Origin of the sequence: Micromonospora sp. URMC 103 (assembly GCF_051386435.1) — a bacterium.
In the GTDB taxonomy this organism is placed as follows: Bacteria; Actinomycetota; Actinomycetes; order Mycobacteriales; family Micromonosporaceae; genus Micromonospora.
Genome location: NZ_JBPQTR010000005.1, coordinates 631,506 through 648,311, shown reverse-complemented (window position 1 = coordinate 648,311; position 16,806 = coordinate 631,506). Strand labels below are relative to the sequence as shown.

The 16,806-nt window shown below is 71.2% G+C and carries 12 protein-coding genes; 10 read left to right on the top strand and 2 right to left on the bottom strand.

Annotated features, from left to right (window positions below; all coding sequences use genetic code 11):
• Positions 1–358 precede the first annotated feature (358 nt).
• Positions 359–1,552: a cytochrome P450 family protein gene (locus tag ACSNOA_RS16055; protein WP_436659194.1), complete on the bottom strand. Its 1,194-nt coding sequence runs from the start codon at positions 1,550–1,552 to the stop codon at positions 359–361.
• 256 nt (positions 1,553–1,808) lie between these two features.
• Here ACSNOA_RS16055 and ACSNOA_RS16050 point away from each other — a divergent pair, with 256 nt between their 5' ends.
• The 9 genes from ACSNOA_RS16050 (at position 1,809) to ACSNOA_RS16010 (ending at position 15,186) form a co-directional block, all read left to right on the top strand.
• Positions 1,809–4,904: a beta-L-arabinofuranosidase domain-containing protein gene (locus ACSNOA_RS16050; protein ID WP_436659192.1), complete on the top strand. Its 3,096-nt coding sequence runs from the start codon at positions 1,809–1,811 to the stop codon at positions 4,902–4,904.
• A gap of 310 nt (positions 4,905–5,214) precedes the next feature.
• Positions 5,215–6,912: a ribulokinase gene (araB, locus tag ACSNOA_RS16045; RefSeq protein WP_436659190.1), complete on the top strand. Its 1,698-nt coding sequence runs from the start codon at positions 5,215–5,217 to the stop codon at positions 6,910–6,912.
• Positions 6,909–7,589, top strand: a complete 681-nt coding sequence (locus tag ACSNOA_RS16040) for an L-ribulose-5-phosphate 4-epimerase (protein WP_436659188.1) — start codon at positions 6,909–6,911, stop codon at positions 7,587–7,589. Before araB ends, ACSNOA_RS16040 begins: the two co-directional genes overlap by 4 nt.
• Before the next feature lie 139 nt (positions 7,590–7,728).
• Positions 7,729–8,739 (top strand): ABC transporter substrate-binding protein, encoded by a 1,011-nt coding sequence (locus ACSNOA_RS16035; protein ID WP_436659186.1) that lies wholly within the window; start codon positions 7,729–7,731, stop codon positions 8,737–8,739.
• Between the two features lie 134 nt (positions 8,740–8,873).
• Positions 8,874–10,418 carry a sugar ABC transporter ATP-binding protein gene (locus ACSNOA_RS16030; protein ID WP_436659184.1) on the top strand — a complete coding sequence of 515 codons (1,545 nt, stop codon included), beginning with the start codon at positions 8,874–8,876 and terminating at the stop codon, positions 10,416–10,418.
• Positions 10,415–11,500: an ABC transporter permease gene (locus ACSNOA_RS16025; RefSeq protein ID WP_436659182.1), complete on the top strand. Its 1,086-nt coding sequence runs from the start codon at positions 10,415–10,417 to the stop codon at positions 11,498–11,500. The genes ACSNOA_RS16030 and ACSNOA_RS16025 overlap by 4 nt, the downstream gene beginning before the upstream one ends.
• Positions 11,497–12,492, top strand: coding sequence for a galactofuranose ABC transporter, permease protein YjfF (yjfF, locus tag ACSNOA_RS16020; protein ID WP_436659180.1), 996 nt, complete (start codon positions 11,497–11,499; stop codon positions 12,490–12,492). Before ACSNOA_RS16025 ends, yjfF begins: the two co-directional genes overlap by 4 nt.
• Before the next feature lie 32 nt (positions 12,493–12,524).
• The gene (gene araA / locus ACSNOA_RS16015; protein ID WP_436659178.1) at positions 12,525–14,030 is read left to right on the top strand and encodes an L-arabinose isomerase; all 1,506 of its coding nucleotides are present in this window, start codon (positions 12,525–12,527) and stop codon (positions 14,028–14,030) included.
• A gap of 130 nt (positions 14,031–14,160) precedes the next feature.
• Complete coding sequence (locus tag ACSNOA_RS16010; protein WP_436659177.1) at positions 14,161–15,186, top strand: LacI family DNA-binding transcriptional regulator; 1,026 nt, start codon at positions 14,161–14,163, stop codon at positions 15,184–15,186.
• Positions 15,187–15,351: 165 nt separating this feature from the next.
• Here the strand turns inward: ACSNOA_RS16010 and ACSNOA_RS16005 are convergent, their stop codons facing one another.
• Positions 15,352–15,798, bottom strand: coding sequence for an STAS domain-containing protein (locus tag ACSNOA_RS16005; RefSeq protein WP_436659175.1), 447 nt, complete (start codon positions 15,796–15,798; stop codon positions 15,352–15,354).
• A gap of 223 nt (positions 15,799–16,021) precedes the next feature.
• Here ACSNOA_RS16005 and ACSNOA_RS16000 point away from each other — a divergent pair, with 223 nt between their 5' ends.
• On the top strand, positions 16,022–16,726 hold the full coding sequence (locus tag ACSNOA_RS16000; protein ID WP_436659174.1) for a GAF and ANTAR domain-containing protein: 705 nt from the start codon (positions 16,022–16,024) through the stop codon (positions 16,724–16,726).
• The last annotated feature ends 80 nt before the right edge of the window (positions 16,727–16,806 follow it).

Below are 16,806 nucleotides of genomic sequence, written 5' to 3'. Positions count from 1 at the left end.
CCCGCGGTCGTCACGCCGCATCCGCCCTACGGTGTGTGAGCACCACGGAGAGTCACCCGCTCGCGGCGAACGCCTCCCCCGCGTGGACGCTTTGCTCTGCACCTGTATGTGCACCACCGGCTCTGAGCTGGCGAATCAGGTAGCGGGCGTCCGGGTGGGGTCCTACGGACAGTAACTGGTGCATCGGTGGGTGCAGAGCAAAGGATCGGAGGTGGTGCCGCGGAGGAGGCGGCGAAACCACGGCCCGTGACGACCCGCCGCAGAGGCACAGCGGCGCAGAGGCACAGCGGCGCAAAGGCACAGCGGCGCAAAGGCACAGCGGCGCAGCGGCGCAAAGGCACAGCGGCGGGGCGCCCACTCAGACCCGCAGCGGCAAGCGGTCCTGGTGCAGGCGGAAGCCGTCGAGGTCGCGTGTGTCGCCCGCGAGGCGCAGGCCGGGAAGGCCCTGTGCGATCCGCTCGAACATGATCCGGCTCTCCAGTCGCGCCAGGTGGGCGCCCAGGCAGAAGTGGATCCCGTACCCGAAGGCGATGTGCCGCCGCACGTCGGTGCGGTGGATGTCGAACCGGTGCGGCTGGTCGAACACCGCGGGATCCCGGTTGGCGCCCCACAGCGACAGCCCGACGCGGTCGAACGCCGGGATCCGCCCGCCGCCGATCTCGACGTCCTCGAACGCGAACCGCGGCGGCACGATCTCGACCGGTCCCCGGAACCGCAGCGTCTCCTCGACCACTGCGGCCGCCAGCGTCGGGTCCTCCCGCAGCGCCCGCCACTGGTCCGGATGGGTGAGCAGGAGCCGGATGCCGTTGACGATCAGGTCGACGGTCGTCTCCTGACCCGCGATGAGCAGCAACTGCACGAGGGCCACCAGCTCGTCGCGATCCAGCCGGTCGCCCAGGTTCTCCCGGGCCACCAGCTCGGACATCAGGTCGTCCGCCGGCTCCGCTCGGCGCCGCGCGGCCAGCTCGTCGAGATAGGCCGCGAACTCGACCGTGGCCACGGGGGCGTCCGCGCTGGCCGACACGATGGCGGCGGACCAGGCCCGGAACCGCGGCCGGTCCGGCTCCGGGACGCCGACCAGCTCCGCGATGACGTTGACGGGTACGGGATCGGCGAGGTGGGTGACCGCGTCGAGGTGGCCCGCCCGGCGCGCGTCGGTCACCAGGCGGTCGGCGAGGTCGGCGATCCACGTCTCCAGCCGGGCCACCGCTCGGGCCGTGAAGCCGCCGCTCACCAGCCCGCGGAGTCTGGTGTGGTCCGGCGGATCGAGGCTGATGAGCTGTCGGGCCTCGATCCGCGCCACCTCGTCACGGTGGTGACCGACCGGTTCGTGCGCGGCGGCCGGGCAGTGGCGGTGGATTTCGTGCCCGATCGCCGGATGGCGCAGTGCCGCCAGCACGTCGGCGTGCCCGGCAACCACCCAGAACCGGTTGCCCGCGGGGTCGATCTGGAGCACCGGACGCCCGGCGGCGCGCACCCGGTCGTAGAACCCGTGCGGGTCGCGGCGGACCGCCGGGTCCCACAACTCCGCGGGGCCGAACGCCGGGACCACGCCGCCTCCTCGGTCGGGGACCGCTTCCCCGGAAGTTGAGCGCTAACATAGATACGTTTCCGCAGCGTGTCAAACACCTCGTCCTACTTGTACGTAGGGATTGACGGTCGCGTTAGTTAACGTTCACACTTCCGGGCACAGGCGGTCCCGTCCGTCGATGGCGCAGCCGCGCCGGCAGCGCGGCACCGGCTTCCCTGGACCCGCCCGTCAGGCAGCGCGACGTGAACGCGATTCCGATGTGGAAGGACGAACCTCAGTGGCCCCATCCGACAAGCTCTCCGTCAACCGACGTCAACTTCTCCAGGCATCGGCGGCCGGCGTGGCCGCGGCGGCCGGCGCCACCGCGCTCCCGGCGGCGGCGCAGGCGGCGGAGGAGACCGGCGCGGCGACCGCCCCCACGACGACCGGCCCGGTCGCGGCGGATCCCGGCCCCGGCGGAACCGCGCCGGTGCGGCCCTTCTCGCTCCGCGACGTGAAGCTGGGCGACGGCCTGCTCCAGGAGAAGCGCGACCGTATCAAGAACTTCCTCCGGCAGTACGACGAGCGGCGCTTCCTCGTGCTGTTCAACAACCAGGCCGGTCGCCCCAACCCGCCCGGGGTCTCGGTGCCCGGCGGCTGGGAGGACGGCGGGCTGCTGAGCGGCCACTGGGCCGGCCACTTCATGACGGCGCTGGCTCAGGCGTACGCCGACCAACGCGAGCCGATCTTCAAGACGAAGCTCGACTGGATGGTCGGCGAACTCGCCGCGTGCCAGGCCGCGATCACCGCCCGGATGGGCGACGGCGACGGCCCGGGCGGCGACGACCCGCAGGAACCGCAGATCGGCCGCGTGTCGGGCAGGTTCGGCAACGGGCTCCGGCTCAACGGCTCCAGCCCGGCCCAGTACGTGGACCTCCCGCAGGAGGCAATCAGCCAGCTCGCCGACTTCACGATCGCCACCTGGGTGAACCTCGCGTCGGCGCAGAGCTGGAGCCGGGTGTTCGACTTCGGTCAGAACACCACGGTCAACATGTTCCTGACGGCGCGCGCCGGGGTCACCGGCAACGTGCCGCGATTCGCGATCACGGTCGGCGGCGCCGGCGGAGAGCAGCAGATCAACGGCGATGCGGCCGTGCCGACGAACGAGTGGGTGCACCTGGCCGTCACGCTGTCGCAGAACACCGGCACGCTGTACGTCAACGGTCGACCGGCCGGCACGAACACGAGCATGACCCTCAACCCGTCGCACCTCGGCAACCCGGGCAACCGGTGGATCGGCCGGTCGCAGTACGGCGACGCGCCCCTCGACGCGACGATCGACGAGTTCCACATCTTCGACCGGGCGTTGAGCCAGCAGGAGGTCCAGTCCCTGCTGGACTCGCCGGCGGGCTCCACGGGCGGCGGGACCATCGCCTGGTACCGGTTCGACGAGGACGGCGGGTCCACCCTCAGGGACTCCTCGCCCAACGGCCGGGACGCCGGAGCGGTGGCGGCACCGAGCGGCACCGACCTGTGGGTGCCGACCCACCCCGGCTACCTGGGCGCCATCCCCGAGGACGCGGTGCTTCGCCTCGGCCCGCCGAGGTGGGCGGTCTACGGCGGGAACAAGGACACCAACACCTGGGCGCCCTGGTACACGCAACACAAGATCATCCGTGGCCTGCTCGACGCCTACTACCACACGGACAACGCCACGGCGCTCGACGTGGTCGTCAAGATGGCCGACTGGGCGCATCTCGCGCTGACCGTCGGGGACAAGAACCACCCGGCGTACACGGGGCCGATCACCCGGGACAACCTGAACTACATGTGGGACCTGTACATCGGCGGCGAGTTCGGCGGTGCCAACGAGGTGTTCCCCGAGATCTACGCGCTCACCGGCGACGCGCGGCACCTGGAGACCGCCAAGTGCTTCGACAACCGTGAGTCGCTGTTCGGCGCCTGTGTCGAGAACCGGGACATCCTCGTCGTGACGCCCGAGAACCGTCCCGGCCGGCGCCGGCCCGACCGGCTGCACGCCAACACGCACGTGCCGCAGTTCATCGGGTACCTGCGCGTCTACGAGCACAGCGGCGACCGGGAGTACTTCCAGGCCGCGAAGAACTTCTTCGGCATGGTGGTCCCCCACCGCATGTTCGTGAACGGCGGGACGAGCGGCAACTACCCCGGTTCCAACAACAACATCGAGCTGTTCCAGAACCGCGACAACATCGCGAACGCGATCGCCCAGGGCGGGGCCGAGACCTGCACCACGTACAACCTCATCAAGCTCGCCCGCAACCTGTTCCTCCACGAGCACGACCCGGCGTACATGGACTACTACGAGCGGGGCCTGCTCAACCAGATCACCGGCTCGCGGGCCGACACGGCGAGCGTGAGCAACCCGCAGGTCACGTACTTCCAGCCGTTGACCCCGGGCGCCAACCGCAGCTACGGCAACACGGGCACCTGCTGCGGCGGGACGGGCTTGGAGAACCACACCAAGTACCAGGAGACGATCTACTTCAAGTCGGCCGACGGTCGGACCCTGTGGGTCAACCTGTACGCGCCGTCCACCCTGACCTGGGCCGAGAAGGGCTTCACCGTCACGCAGGAGACGAGCTACCCCCGGAACGACCGCACGAGGCTGGTCGTGAACGGCCGGGGTCGGCTCGACATCAAGCTGCGGGTGCCGGGCTGGACGGAGAAGGGCTTCTTCGTCACGATCAACGGCGTGGCCCAGAAGGTCCACGCGAAGCCGGGCAGCTACCTGACGTTGAGCCGGACCTGGAAGCCCGGCGACACGATCGACGTCCGGATGCCGTTCAGCATCCGCATCGAGCGGGCGCTGGACCGCCCCGACACGCAGGCCGTCTTCTGGGGTCCGCTCCTCCTGCAGATCCTCGGCAACCCGGGCAACGGCAGCTACCGCGAGCTGTCGCTCTACCGCCACCTCAAGCGGGACGGCGACTACGCCCGTTCGGCCATCACCCACGCCGGGACCACCCCGGCCGGTGACATGCTCTTCACCACCCACGGGTTCACCCTGCGGCCGTACCACATCAGCGACACCCAGCCCGTCTCCTCGTACTTCCGCCGGGTCGAGCCGACGATCGTGTTCGGCTCGATCGACACCGGGGTGCCGAACCGCAAGCGCAACGACGGCCTGCCGCACTACGACGTGCCCGTGACGGGGATCCCCTCGCCCGGCACGGATGGCCCGACGTTCCTCGACCTGGTGTGGGACCAGGCGCCCTTCGCCAACCACGGCCAGTTCGTCTCGGCCGTCGCGCGCACGGCGGAGGCGTTCCTCCAGGCGGGGACCTTCAGCGAGGCCGAGAAGGATCTCGTGGTCTCGCACGCCGCGCGGGCGGACAAGGAACTCGCCCCGTAGGCACCCGGCGGCGGGCGCGGCGCGTGCCCGCCGGGCGGCGGCCCGGTCCTCGGACCGGGCCGCCGGACGACCGACAGTGTGAGCGCTAACAGGAAAGCCGGACGGACACGCAGGTCAATGGCCTGCGTGTCCGTCCGTCTGCGCTCGCGCACGGCATCGACGTCCGCTCCACGATCCACAACAGGGCTACACGCCGGACCGCATCACTCCACGAACGACGGCCAGAGCGTTACGAGCCTGTTTCCAACACGGTCTTGACGCCTTCGATGTGAGCGCTAACACTATGGCCAGCAGGCGAGCGGAGGATGTCATGAGCGTTTCGGCCGAGCCGGACGACCGGTTCGTCATCGGCGTCGACTTCGGAACGTTGTCGGGGCGGGCCCTGGTGGTGCGCGTCCGCGACGGCGCCGAACTGGGCACCGCGGTGCACGCCTATCGCAGCGGTGTCATGGACTCGGCGCTGGCCGCCGACGGGCAGCCCCTGCCGGCGGACTGGGCCCTGCAGGACCCCGACGACTACCGCGACGTGCTGCGGCACGCCGTGCCCGCCGCGCTCGCCGCGAGCGGTGTCGCGCCGGACCGGGTCGTCGGCATCGGGATCGACTTCACGGCCTGCACCGTGCTGCCCACCCTGGCCGACGGCACCCCGCTGTGCGAGCTGCCCGACCTGCGCGCCCGCCCGCACGCGTACGTGAAGCTGTGGAAGCACCACGCCGCCCAGCCGCAGGCCGACCGCATCAACGCCCTCGCCCACGAGCGCCGCGAGCCCTGGATCGGCCGCTACGGCGGCAAGATCTCGGCCGAGTGGCAGTACGCGAAGGCGTTGCAGCTCCTCGAGGAGGATCCCGAGGTCTACGGCCGGGCGGACCGGTGGATCGAGGCCGCCGACTGGATCGTGTGGCAGTTGTGCGGCGTCGAGACGCGCAACGTGTGCACCGCGGGATACAAGGGCATCCACCAGGACGGCCGCTACCCGTCCCGGGACTACCTGGCCGCCCTCAACCCGGAGTTCGCCGACTTCGTGGCGAAGATCGACGGCCCGCTGGCGCCGCTGGGCGGGCGTGCCGGCGGCCTGACCGCCCAGGCCGCGGCGTGGACGGGCCTCCCGGAGGGCATCGCCGTGGCGGTGGGCAACGTGGACGCCCACGTGACCGTCGCCGCCGCGCAGGCGCTCGACCCGGGCCGGCTGGTCGCCATCATGGGCACCTCCACCTGCCACGTGGTCAACAGCACCGAGCTGGCCGAGGTCGCCGGCATGTGCGGCGTGGTCGACGGCGGCATCAGCGCGGGGCTCTGGGGGTACGAGGCGGGTCAGAGCGGTGTCGGCGACATCTTCGGCTGGTACGTCGACCACGCGGCTCCCGACGGGTACGCCTCGCACGAGCTGCTCACCGAGCAGGCCGCAGCGCAGCCCGTGGGCGCGCACGGGCTGGTGGCGTTGGACTGGTGGAACGGCAACCGCTCGCTGCTGGTCAACCACGACCTGAGCGGGGTGATCGTGGGTCTGACCCTGGCCACGCGCCCGCCGGACATCTATCGGGCGCTGCTGGAGTCCACGGCGTACGGCACCCGGATGATCATCGAGGCGTTCGCCGAGGCCGGCGTGCCGGTCGACGAGCTGATCGTGGCGGGCGGTCTCACCGGCAATCCGCTGCTCATGCAGATCTACGCCGACGTCACGAACCGGCCGCTCGGCATCATCGGCTCCGCCCAGGGGCCGGCGCTCGGGTCGGCCATCCACGCGGCGGTCGCGGCGGGGGCCCATCCCGACGTGCCGGCGGCATCGGCGGCGATGGGCCGGGTCGACCGCGACGCGTACCTGCCGGATCCGGAGCGGGTCCGCGCCTACGACGCGCTGTACGCCGAGTACCGGCGGCTGCACGACCACTTCGGGCGGGGCGGCGACGACGTGCTCCTGCGCCTGCGCGCCATCCGCAACGCCGCCCGATCGGCGTCCGTTCCCACGCCGGCCGGCGAGGCCGCGCTCCCCGAGAAGGTGATGGCATGAGCGACGAGGTGGCCCGGCTGCGCGAGACGGTGGCCGGTCTGCACGCCGAGCTGGTCCGGTACAACCTGGTGGCCTGGACCTCCGGCAACGTGTCGGCCCGGGTGCCGGGCCGGGACCTCATGGTGATCAAGCCGAGCGGCGTGTCGTACGACGACCTGCGGCCCGACAACATGGTCGTTTGCGATCTCGACGGTGTCGTGGTGGAGGGTGACCTCGCGCCGTCGAGCGACACGGCGGCGCACGCGTACGTCTACCGGGCGATGCCCGACGTCGGCGGCGTGGTGCACACCCACAGTGGCTACGCGACCGCCTGGGCCGCGTGCGGGCAGGCCATTCCGTGCCACCTCACCGCCCAGGCCGACGAGTTCGGGGGCGAGATCCCTCTCGGCCCGTTCGCCCTCATCGGCGGCGACGACATCGGCAAGGGCATCGTGGCCACCCTGTCCGGGCACCGCTCGCCGGCGGTCCTGATGCGCAACCACGGTGTCTTCACCATCGGCCGGACGGCGAAGGCCGCGGTCAAGGCCGCGGTGATGTGCGAGGACGTCGCCCGCACCGCGTACCTGGCCCGGACGCTGGGCGAACCGGCGCCGATCGCCGCCGAGCACGTCGACTCCCTCCACGCGCGCTACCAGAACGTCTACGGGCAGCCCACCGTCCCGTCGGCGCGCCGGTAGCGCTGCCCGTACCCCGGTCGACCCGCCGCGCGGATCGGCTGGTCATCCGCACCCTGGCACCACGACCGCCCGGGCGTCCCGCGCGCCGGCACGGCCGGGCACCGCAGGTACCCCACCTCACCGCCAAAGGAGTCAGCACATGAGGATCACCGGCAATCCCCTCACCCGCCGACGGTTCGGCGCCATCCTGGCGGCCGGGCTGCTCGCCACCGGCCTCGGCGCCTGCGCCAACAGCGACACCGGCAGCAGCGGTGGTGGTGGCGACGACGACGGCAAGCTCGTACTCGGGTTCTCGCAGGTCGGCGCGGAGAGCGGCTGGCGCACCGCGAACACCACCTCGATCAAGGAGGCCGCGGCCGCGGCCGGCATCGAGCTGAAGTTCGACGACGCGCAGCAGAAGCAGGAAAACCAGATCAAGGCGATCCGGAACTTCATCCAGCAGAAGGTCGACGTCATCGCCTTCTCGCCGGTGGTGGAGTCCGGGTGGGACACCGTCCTCAAGGAGGCCAAGGACGCGAAGATCCCGGTGATCCTGACCGACCGCGCGGTCGACTCGGCCGACAAGACCCTCTACAAGACCTTCCTCGGCTCGGACTTCATCAAGGAGGGCCGGCTCTCCGGGGAGTGGCTGCTCGAGGAGACGAAGTCCGCGACGGGCCCGGTGAACATCGTGGAGCTGCAGGGCACGACCGGCTCGGCGCCGGCCAACGACCGGAAGAAGGGTTTCGCGGAGGCCATCGCCGCCAACCCCAACCTGAAGATCATCGCGTCGCAGAGCGGCGACTTCACCCGCGCCGGCGGCAAGGCCGTCATGGAGCAGTTCCTCAAGGCCAACCCGAAGATCGACGTGCTCTTCGCGCACAACGACGACATGGGCCTGGGCGCACTGGAGGCCATTACGGCGGCCGGCAAGGTCCCCGGCAAGGACATCAAGATCATCACCATCGACGCCGTCAAGGACGGCATGCAGGCCCTGGCCGACGGCAAGTTCAACTTCATCGCCGAGTGCAGCCCGCTGCTCGGGCCCCAGCTCATGGACCTGGCGAAGAAGGTGAAGGCCGGCGAGGAGATCCCCGCGCGTATCGAGACCGAGGAGACCACCTTCACGCAGCAGTCGGCCAAGGAGGCCCTGCCGACCCGCAAGTACTGATCGACCGCGGCCTGCCCGCGGGCGGTCGGGCCGGCGGTGTGGACCACACCGCCGGCCCGGCCCCTCTCCCCCGTCGCCCCGGGTCGGGGCGCCACGGTCGCGCACTCGACGACAATCACGAAAGGTCTGGTGGGATGTCGGACAGGCATCCGGTCCTGACGATGACCGGGATCAGCAAGCTCTTCCCGGGGGTCCGTGCGCTCGACGGCGTCGACTTCCGGATGTTCCCCGGCGAGGTGCACGCCCTCATGGGCGAGAACGGTGCCGGCAAGTCCACCCTCATCAAGGTGTTGACCGGCGTGTACGGCGCGGACGCCGGCACCGTCACCCTGGACGACGCTCCGGTCTCCTTCTCGGGCCCGATGCAGGCCACGGCGGCCGGCGTGAGCACCGTCTACCAGGAGGTCAACCTCTGCCCGAACCTGTCGGTGGCGGAGAACATCTTCATCGGGCGCCAGCCGCGCCGGCTCGGCTCGGTGAGCTGGCGCGAGATGCGCCGCCGCGCCGCGGCTCTGCTGGCCCGCCTCGACCTGGACATCGACGTCGGCGAGCTGCTCGGGAACTACTCCCTGGCCGTCCAGCAGATGGTGGCGATCGCCCGGGCCGTCGACGTCCGGGCGCGGGTGCTGATCCTCGACGAGCCGACGTCCAGCCTGGACACCGACGAGGTGGCGCAGCTCATGCGCATCATGCGGCAACTGCGGGACGAGGGCATCGCGATCCTGTTCGTCACGCACTTCCTCGACCAGGTGTACGAGATCGCCGACCGGATCACCGTCCTGCGCAACGGCCGGCTCGTCGGTGAGTACCCGACCGCGGAGCTGCCCCAGTTCGCCCTGGTCGAGAAGATGATCGGCAAGGAACTGGACACGTTGGAACGCCTCGACGAGCAGGCCGGGCAGGATCGGGCCGCCGTCGAGGCGGGCACGCCTGTCGTCGAGGCCACCGACCTCGGGCGCAAGGGGTCGGTCGCGCCGTTCAGTCTCACCATCCACCGGGGCGAGGTGGTCGGCATGGCCGGGCTGCTCGGCTCGGGGCGTACCGAGGTGGCCCGGTTGTTCTTCGGCGCCGACCGGGCCGACCAGGGAAAGCTCGCCGTGGACGGCCGGCCGGTCGCGATCCGCGGGCCGGTCGCGGCCATCGAACGCGACATCGCGTTCTGCTCCGAGAACCGGCGCACCGAGGGCCTGGTGGGCGAGTTGTCGGTGCGGGAGAACATCATCCTGGCGTTGCAGGCCGCCCGCGGGTGGTTGCGGCCGGTGCCGCGACGCCGGCAGGACGAGCTGGTGCGGCGCTACATCGAGACGCTGAGCATCCGCCCCGCCGACCCGGACATGCCGGTGCGCAACCTGTCCGGGGGGAACCAGCAGAAGGTGGTCCTCGCCCGGTGGTTGATCACCGAGCCGCGCCTGCTGATCCTCGACGAGCCGACGCGAGGCATCGACATCGGCGCCAAGACGGAGATCCAGCGCCTGGTGGTGCAGCTCTCCGACGGCGGCATGGCGGTGCTGTTCATCTCCGCCGAGCTGGAGGAGGTGCTGCGCCTCAGTCACAAGGTCGCCGTGATGCGCGACCGGCAGCTGGTCACGGAGCTGACCAACGACGACAGCCTCGACGCCGAACGCGTCATGCGCGTCATCGCCAGCGGCACGGAGCAGAGGGGACGGGACGAGGCATGAGTACGGGCAGAAGCGACTGGCGGACACGGCTGCCGGCCGTGACCGGTCACCGGCTGTTCTGGCCGGTCGTGGTGCTGGTGCTGCTCCTCGTGGCGAACGCGGTCTACCGGCCGAGTTTCCTCGCCGTCGAGGTCAAGAACGGGCACCTGTACGGCAGCCTCGTCGACATCGTGCGGCTCAGCGCCCCGCTCATCCTGGTCGCCCTGGGCATGACCCTGGTGATCGCCACCGGCGGGATCGACCTGTCCGTCGGGTCGGTGGTCGCCGTGAGCGGCGCCGTGGCCTGCCTCTACATCAGTGAGCAGCCGGACCAGAACAGCGTCGGCAGTGTGCTGGTGGCCCTGGCCATCGCGTTCGGCATCGCCCTGCTGCTCGGCCTCTGGAACGGGGCGCTGGTCGCCGTGATCGGCATCCAACCGATCATCGCCACCCTGATCCTCATGGTCGCGGGGCGGGGGCTCGCCCAGCTCATCACCTCCGGGCAGATCATCACCGTCAACAGTGATCCCTACCGGATGATCGGCGTCGGGCACGTGCTGACCCTGCCGTTCGCGATCGTCATCGCGCTGGCGGTGACGCTGCTCGTGGCGGTGCTGACCCGGCGTACGGCGCTCGGGATGATCATCGAGGCGGTCGGTGGGAACGCCGAGGCCAGCCGGTTGGCGGGCATCCGCGCACGGCGGATCACGATCCTGGTGTACGTGGCGAGTGCCGCCTGCGCCGCCGTGGGGGGGTTCATGATGACCGCGAACGTGTCCAGCGCCGACGGCAACGCGGCCGGGCTGTGGGTCGAACTCGACGCGATCCTCGCCGTGGTCATCGGGGGCACCTCGTTGGCCGGCGGCCGGTTCTACCTGGGTGGCACCGTCGTCGGCGCTCTCCTCATCCAGACCCTGACCACCTCGGTCTACGCCATGAACATCGACCCGCAGACCTCGCTGCTGTTCAAGGCCATGGTGGTCATCGCGGTCTGCCTCATCCAGGCGCCCGCCTTCCGCGCCCGGTTCCGCCGCCGGCGGTCCCGGGGCGCGGCGCCCACGGCTCCGGTCGGCGAGACCAGGAAGGAACAGGTTCCGGCATGAGCACCACCTCACTCACCGGGCGGCTGGCCCGGCCCGCGTCGTGGCGGGTGCCCCGCCGGCAGGTGCCGGTGCTGGTCAGCCTCGCGCTGCTCCTCGTCATGTACGGCATCGGTGTCTCGCAGTACCGCGCCTTCTCCAACATCCAGGTCATCTTCAACGTCTTCATCGACAGCGGGTTCCTGCTCGTCGTCGCGGTCGGCATGACGTTCGTGATCCTCACCGGCGGCATCGACCTGTCGGTCGGCTCGGTGGTGGCCATGACCGCCATGGTGTCGGCCGCCCTGCTGCGCGAGGGCACGCCGTCCGCGCTGGTCTTGCTCATCGCGCTGCTCATCGGCCCGACGCTCGGGTTCCTCATGGGCTGCGTCATCCACTTCTTCGAGATCCAGCCGTTCATCGTCACGCTCGCCGGCATGTTCTTCGCGCGCGGGCTGTGCACCTGGATCAGCTCGGTGTCGATCCCCATCACGGACGGCTTCTGGACGGGCGCGGCGCAGGAGCGGATCCACATCGGCGAGAACTTCGTGACGGTCAGCGTCCTCGTCACGGTCGCCGTGGTGGCGGTGGCCGCGTACACGCTCGCGTACACGCGGCTCGGGCGCAACGTGTACGCGATCGGCGGCAACCCGCAGTCGGCGCTGCTCATGGGCCTGCCGGTGGGTCGTACGCGGATCGCCGTCTACACCATCAGCGGGCTCTGCTCGGCCATCGGCGGCATCCTCCTGTCCTTCTACACCCTGTCGGGGGCGCCGCTGATCGCCGTGGGCATGGAGTTGGACGCGATCGCCGCGGTGGTCATCGGCGGAACCCTGCTCACCGGCGGCGCGGGCTACGTCCTCGGCACCGTGCTGGGCGTGCTGGTACTCGGCGTGATCCAGACCCTCATCACCTTCGACGGCACCCTCAACTCCTGGTGGACCAAGATCGTGATCGGCGGCCTGCTGTTCGCGTTCATCGTGCTCCAGCGCCTCATCGGCTTCCGCAAGAAGTAGTCCTCCCCGCGATGATCGGAAGGCAGACCCCCATGACCCACCCATCTACGGCCCCCGAGGTCTGGTTCCTCACCGGCAGCCAGGGCCTCTACGGCCCGGAGACCCTGCGTCAGGTGGCCACCCAGTCGCAGCAGATCGCCGCGCACCTCGACGCCGACCCCGCCATTCCCGCCCGGGTGGTCTGGAAGCCCGTGCTCACCTCCAGCGCGGAGATCCTGGCCGTCTGCCGCGATGCCGCCGCGCAGGGGGCCGTCGGCGTCATCGCGTGGATGCACACGTTCTCGCCCGCGAAGATGTGGATCTCCGGGCTGGACGCGCTGCGTACGCCGCTGCTGCACCTGCACACCCAGGCGAACGTGGCCCTGCCCTGGTCCGAGATCGACATGGACTTCATGAACCTCAACCAGGCGGCCCACGGTGACCGGGAGTTCGGGTACGTGCAGACGCGGCTCGGCGTCGCCCGCAAGACGGTCGCCGGGCACGTGAGCAACCCGCAGGTCGTCGCGCGGATCGCGGCGTGGACCCGGGCCGCCGTCGGGTACGCCGCCATGCGGTCGCTGCGGCTCGTCCGCTTCGGCGACAACATGCGCGACGTGGCCGTGACCGAGGGTGACAAGGTCGAGGCGGAGCTGAGGTTCGGCGTCTCCGTCAACACGTACGGGGTGAACGACCTGGTGGCCGCCGTCGACGCGGTGCCCGACGCGCGCATCGACGTCCTGGTCAAGGAGTACGACGACGCGTACCGGCTGGACCCGGTGCTGCGGCCCGGCGGTGAGCGGCACGACTCGCTGCGGTACGCCGCGCGGATCGAGGCGGGGCTGCGGGACTTCCTCACGGCCGGCGGCTACGGCGCCTTCACGACGAACTTCGAGGACCTCGGCGGGCTGCGGCAGCTGCCCGGCATCGCGGTGCAGCGGCTCATGGCCGACGGGTACGGCTTCGGCGGCGAGGGCGACTGGAAGACGTCGGTGCTCGTGCACACGCTGAAGGCGATGTCGGTCGGAACGAGCGGCGGCACGTCCTTCATGGAGGACTACACCTACGACCTCACGCCGGGTCAGGAGGTCGTGCTCGGCGCGCACATGCTGGAGGTCTGCCCGAGCATCGCCGCCGCCACGCCGACCGTGGAGATCCACCCGTTGGGCATCGGCGGTCGCGAGGACCCGGTGCGGCTGGTGTTCGACGCCCGGCCCGGTCCGGCCGTGGTCCTCGGGCTGGCCGACATGGGCGAACGCTTCCGTCTGGTCGCCAACGAGATCGACGTGGTCGCTCCGCCGCAGCCGCTGCCGAAGCTGCCCGTGGCCCGGGCGGTGTGGCGGCCGCGTCCGAACCTCGCCACGTCGGCGGAGGCATGGCTCACCGCGGGCGCGCCGCACCACACCGTGCTGTCGCAGGCCGTCGGCGTCGAGGAGCTGCACGACCTCGCCGAGATGAACGGCACGGAGCTGGTGGTCATCGACGCGGAGACGACGCCGCGACGCCTGGCCGACGAGATCCGCTGGAACCAGGCGTACTACCGGCTGGCCCGGGGGTTCTGAGCCGATCCGACCGCGTCGATCGGCCGTCGGTGCGCTCCCGTCCCGGGAGCGCACCGGCGCTCCGCCCCTGGTGGGAGGCCGGTTCCGGCCGGGGCGGCGGGGCTACGATGACCATGAGGGGGACCTGATCATGCACCAGCAGCCGGCCGCGCGCGCCGCAGTCATGAGCGACGTCGCACGGCTCGCCGGCGTCTCGCACCAGACCGTGTCCCGGGTGCTCAACAACCACCCGAGCGTCCGCCAGGAGACCCGGGAGCGGGTCCTGCGCGCCGTGCACCAGCTCAACTACCGTCCCAACGCCCTGGCCCGCGGGCTGGCGGCGCGACGGTCGAAGGTCATCGGCGTGGTCAGCTTCGACACCATCCTCTACGGCCCGGCCGCCACCCTGCTCGGCATCGAACGCGCGGCCCGCGCCGCCGGCTACGGGATCAGCATCGTCACCCTGGAACGCCTCGACCGGTCGGGGGTGGCCGCCGCCATCAACGCCCTGAGCGAACAGTCGGTGGCCGGTGTCGTGCTCATCGCACCCATGGTCAGCGCCGCGGTCGCCGTACACGGCCTGCCCACCGGGGTGCCCGCGGTGGTGGTCGAGCCCGGCGGCGACGGTGAGCTGCCCAGCGTGGCGGTGGACCAGGTGGCGGGCGCCCGCCTGGCCGTCGAGCACCTCCTCGCGCTCGGGCACGAGACCGTCGTGCATGTCGCCGGGCCCCGGGACTGGCTGGAGGCCCGCGACCGGGTCGAGGGGTGGCGGTTGGCCCTGGAGGCGGCCGACCGCCGGGTGCCGCCGGTCATCACGGGCGACTGGAGCCCCCGGGCGGGCTACGAGATCGGGCAGTCCCTCGCCGAGCGCCGGGACGTCAGCGCGGTCTTCTGCGCCAACGACCACCAGGCGCTCGGGCTGCTTCGCGCACTGCACCAGCGGGGCGTACGGGTGCCCGAGGACGTCAGCGTGGTCGGGTTCGACGACATCCCGGAGGCGGAGTACCTGTCCCCTCCCCTGACCACCGTCCGCCAGGACTTCGACGAGGTGGGCCGCCGCTGCGTGGCGGCTCTCCTGGACCTGCTGGACGCCGGTCCGTCGCCGGCGCGGACACACCCGTCCCCGGTCGAGCCGACGCTCGTGGTCCGCTCCAGCAGCGGCGGCCGGCCGTCCTGAACGAGGGTGCGCGGCCGGTGCGCCGTGTCCGGGATCACCCCGCGTCTCCGCGGGTTTCTGCTTGATCAGCTTCGGGTACCTCCGTGGCCCGCACGTCCCCCACGGCGTGCGGAACGACGGAAGGGCAGCGCCGACGCGGGCGGCGCACGCGGGGCGAAAGGCAGGTCACTCGGTGGTGAATTCGTCCGTGAGGCCGACGAGGTCGAGGATGCCGCGGATGATCCGGGACGGCTCCCGCACCACGAGCATGCAGCCGGCCGAGGCGGCGCGCTGGCGCGCCGTGAACAGCGCCGTGACGCCCGCGGCGCAGAAGAACGTCACTCCGCTCAGGTCGAGCACCAGCACGGCAGGCGCGTGGCGGGTCAGCACCGTGTCCACGAGGTCGGTCAGCAGGGGCGCGCTCGCCATGTCGACCTCCCCCCGGGCCTCGACCAGCGCCGCGGGGCCCTCCCGGCTGAGCACGAGGGTCAGGATCGGATGGCGGACGATTTCCAGCGCTGCCGTCGACGGCAGGGCGTGATGCACGGACATGAACCGCTCCTCGGTGAGGACGTCGGGACCGGGGTGGTGCCCGTGCCCGGCGTGGGCGGGCGGCACTGGTCCTGGGCTCATGTCCGAACCCACTCCGACCCTAGCCGCCGACCGCCCGATCCGCACCCTGCTCCTCGGGGAGGCGCGGGCCGGGCGACGGTACGATGCCGGCCGGCTCGCCTTGGCACGCGAACCGGGACGGTGGCGTCACCGTCGGTGGAACTGAACGGACACATGTGACGAGGAGGTAGCGGTGGTGTCCGGTGCTGCTGAATCACACCTGGCGTCGGCGTACGGTCGGCTGTTGACCCTGCTCGCCGATTCGCCCCATGTCGACGGGTTCCTCGACCAGGTCGTCCGGGTCGCGCCGGAGGTCGTGCCGCCCGCCGTGGCCTGCGGGCTGACGATGCGCCGCGACGGCGGCGCGCTCACCGTCGCGAGCAGCGACGACCTCGCGTCCCGGGCCGACGAGATCCAGTACGGCGCCGACGAGGGCCCCTGTCTGGAGGCTCTGCGCCGCGGACGGGTCGTGGAGGTTGTCGACCTGCGGGAGGACGGGCGCTGGCCCCGGTACCGGGAGCACGCGCTCCGGCTCGGCATTCTCGGCTCGCTGTCGCTGCCCATGACGGTCGACGGCGAGACCGTCGGAGCGCTCAACCTCTACGCCACCCGGCCCGCGGCCTTCACCGACACAGCACGCCGCCAGGCCGTGGCGTTCAGCGAGCAGGCGACCGCCGCGCTGAGCGTCATCCTCCGCCAGGCCGACCAGACTCTCCTGCACCAGCAGCTCACCGACGCGATGGCCTCCCGGAGCGTCATCGACCAGGCGTTGGGTGTGCTGATGGGTCAGCAGCGGTGCACCGCAACGGAGGCGTTCTCCCTGCTGCGGGAGGCGTCGCAGCACCGCAACCGCAAGCTGCGGGACGTCGCCGCGGAGATCATCACCCAGGTCACCGGCGAGTCCCCGCAGTCGGCGCCCCAGTTCGTGTCGCCCCGCCGGAACTCCTGAGCCGGCGGGCCGGGCGCGGCGGCGTCCAGCAAGCGTTCCGCTCGCTCCGAGCAACCTCTCAGCTTCGCCGATTACGGTCC

What these genes read in the sequence shown, in the direction of transcription:
- yjfF (WP_436659180.1), top strand. Translation starts at nt 11,497, where the DNA reads ATGAGCACCACCTCACTCACCGGGCGGCTGGCCCGGCCCGCGTCGTGG.
- ACSNOA_RS16035 (WP_436659186.1), top strand. Translation starts at nt 7,729, where the DNA reads ATGAGGATCACCGGCAATCCCCTCACCCGCCGACGGTTCGGCGCCATC.
- ACSNOA_RS16040 (WP_436659188.1), top strand. Translation starts at nt 6,909, where the DNA reads ATGAGCGACGAGGTGGCCCGGCTGCGCGAGACGGTGGCCGGTCTGCAC.
- ACSNOA_RS16025 (WP_436659182.1), top strand. Translation starts at nt 10,415, where the DNA reads ATGAGTACGGGCAGAAGCGACTGGCGGACACGGCTGCCGGCCGTGACC.
- araA (WP_436659178.1), top strand. Translation starts at nt 12,525, where the DNA reads ATGACCCACCCATCTACGGCCCCCGAGGTCTGGTTCCTCACCGGCAGC.
- araB (WP_436659190.1), top strand. Translation starts at nt 5,215, where the DNA reads ATGAGCGTTTCGGCCGAGCCGGACGACCGGTTCGTCATCGGCGTCGAC.
- ACSNOA_RS16010 (WP_436659177.1), top strand. Translation starts at nt 14,161, where the DNA reads ATGCACCAGCAGCCGGCCGCGCGCGCCGCAGTCATGAGCGACGTCGCA.
- ACSNOA_RS16005 (WP_436659175.1), bottom strand. Translation starts at nt 15,798, where the DNA reads ATGAGCCCAGGACCAGTGCCGCCCGCCCACGCCGGGCACGGGCACCAC.
- ACSNOA_RS16030 (WP_436659184.1), top strand. Translation starts at nt 8,874, where the DNA reads ATGTCGGACAGGCATCCGGTCCTGACGATGACCGGGATCAGCAAGCTC.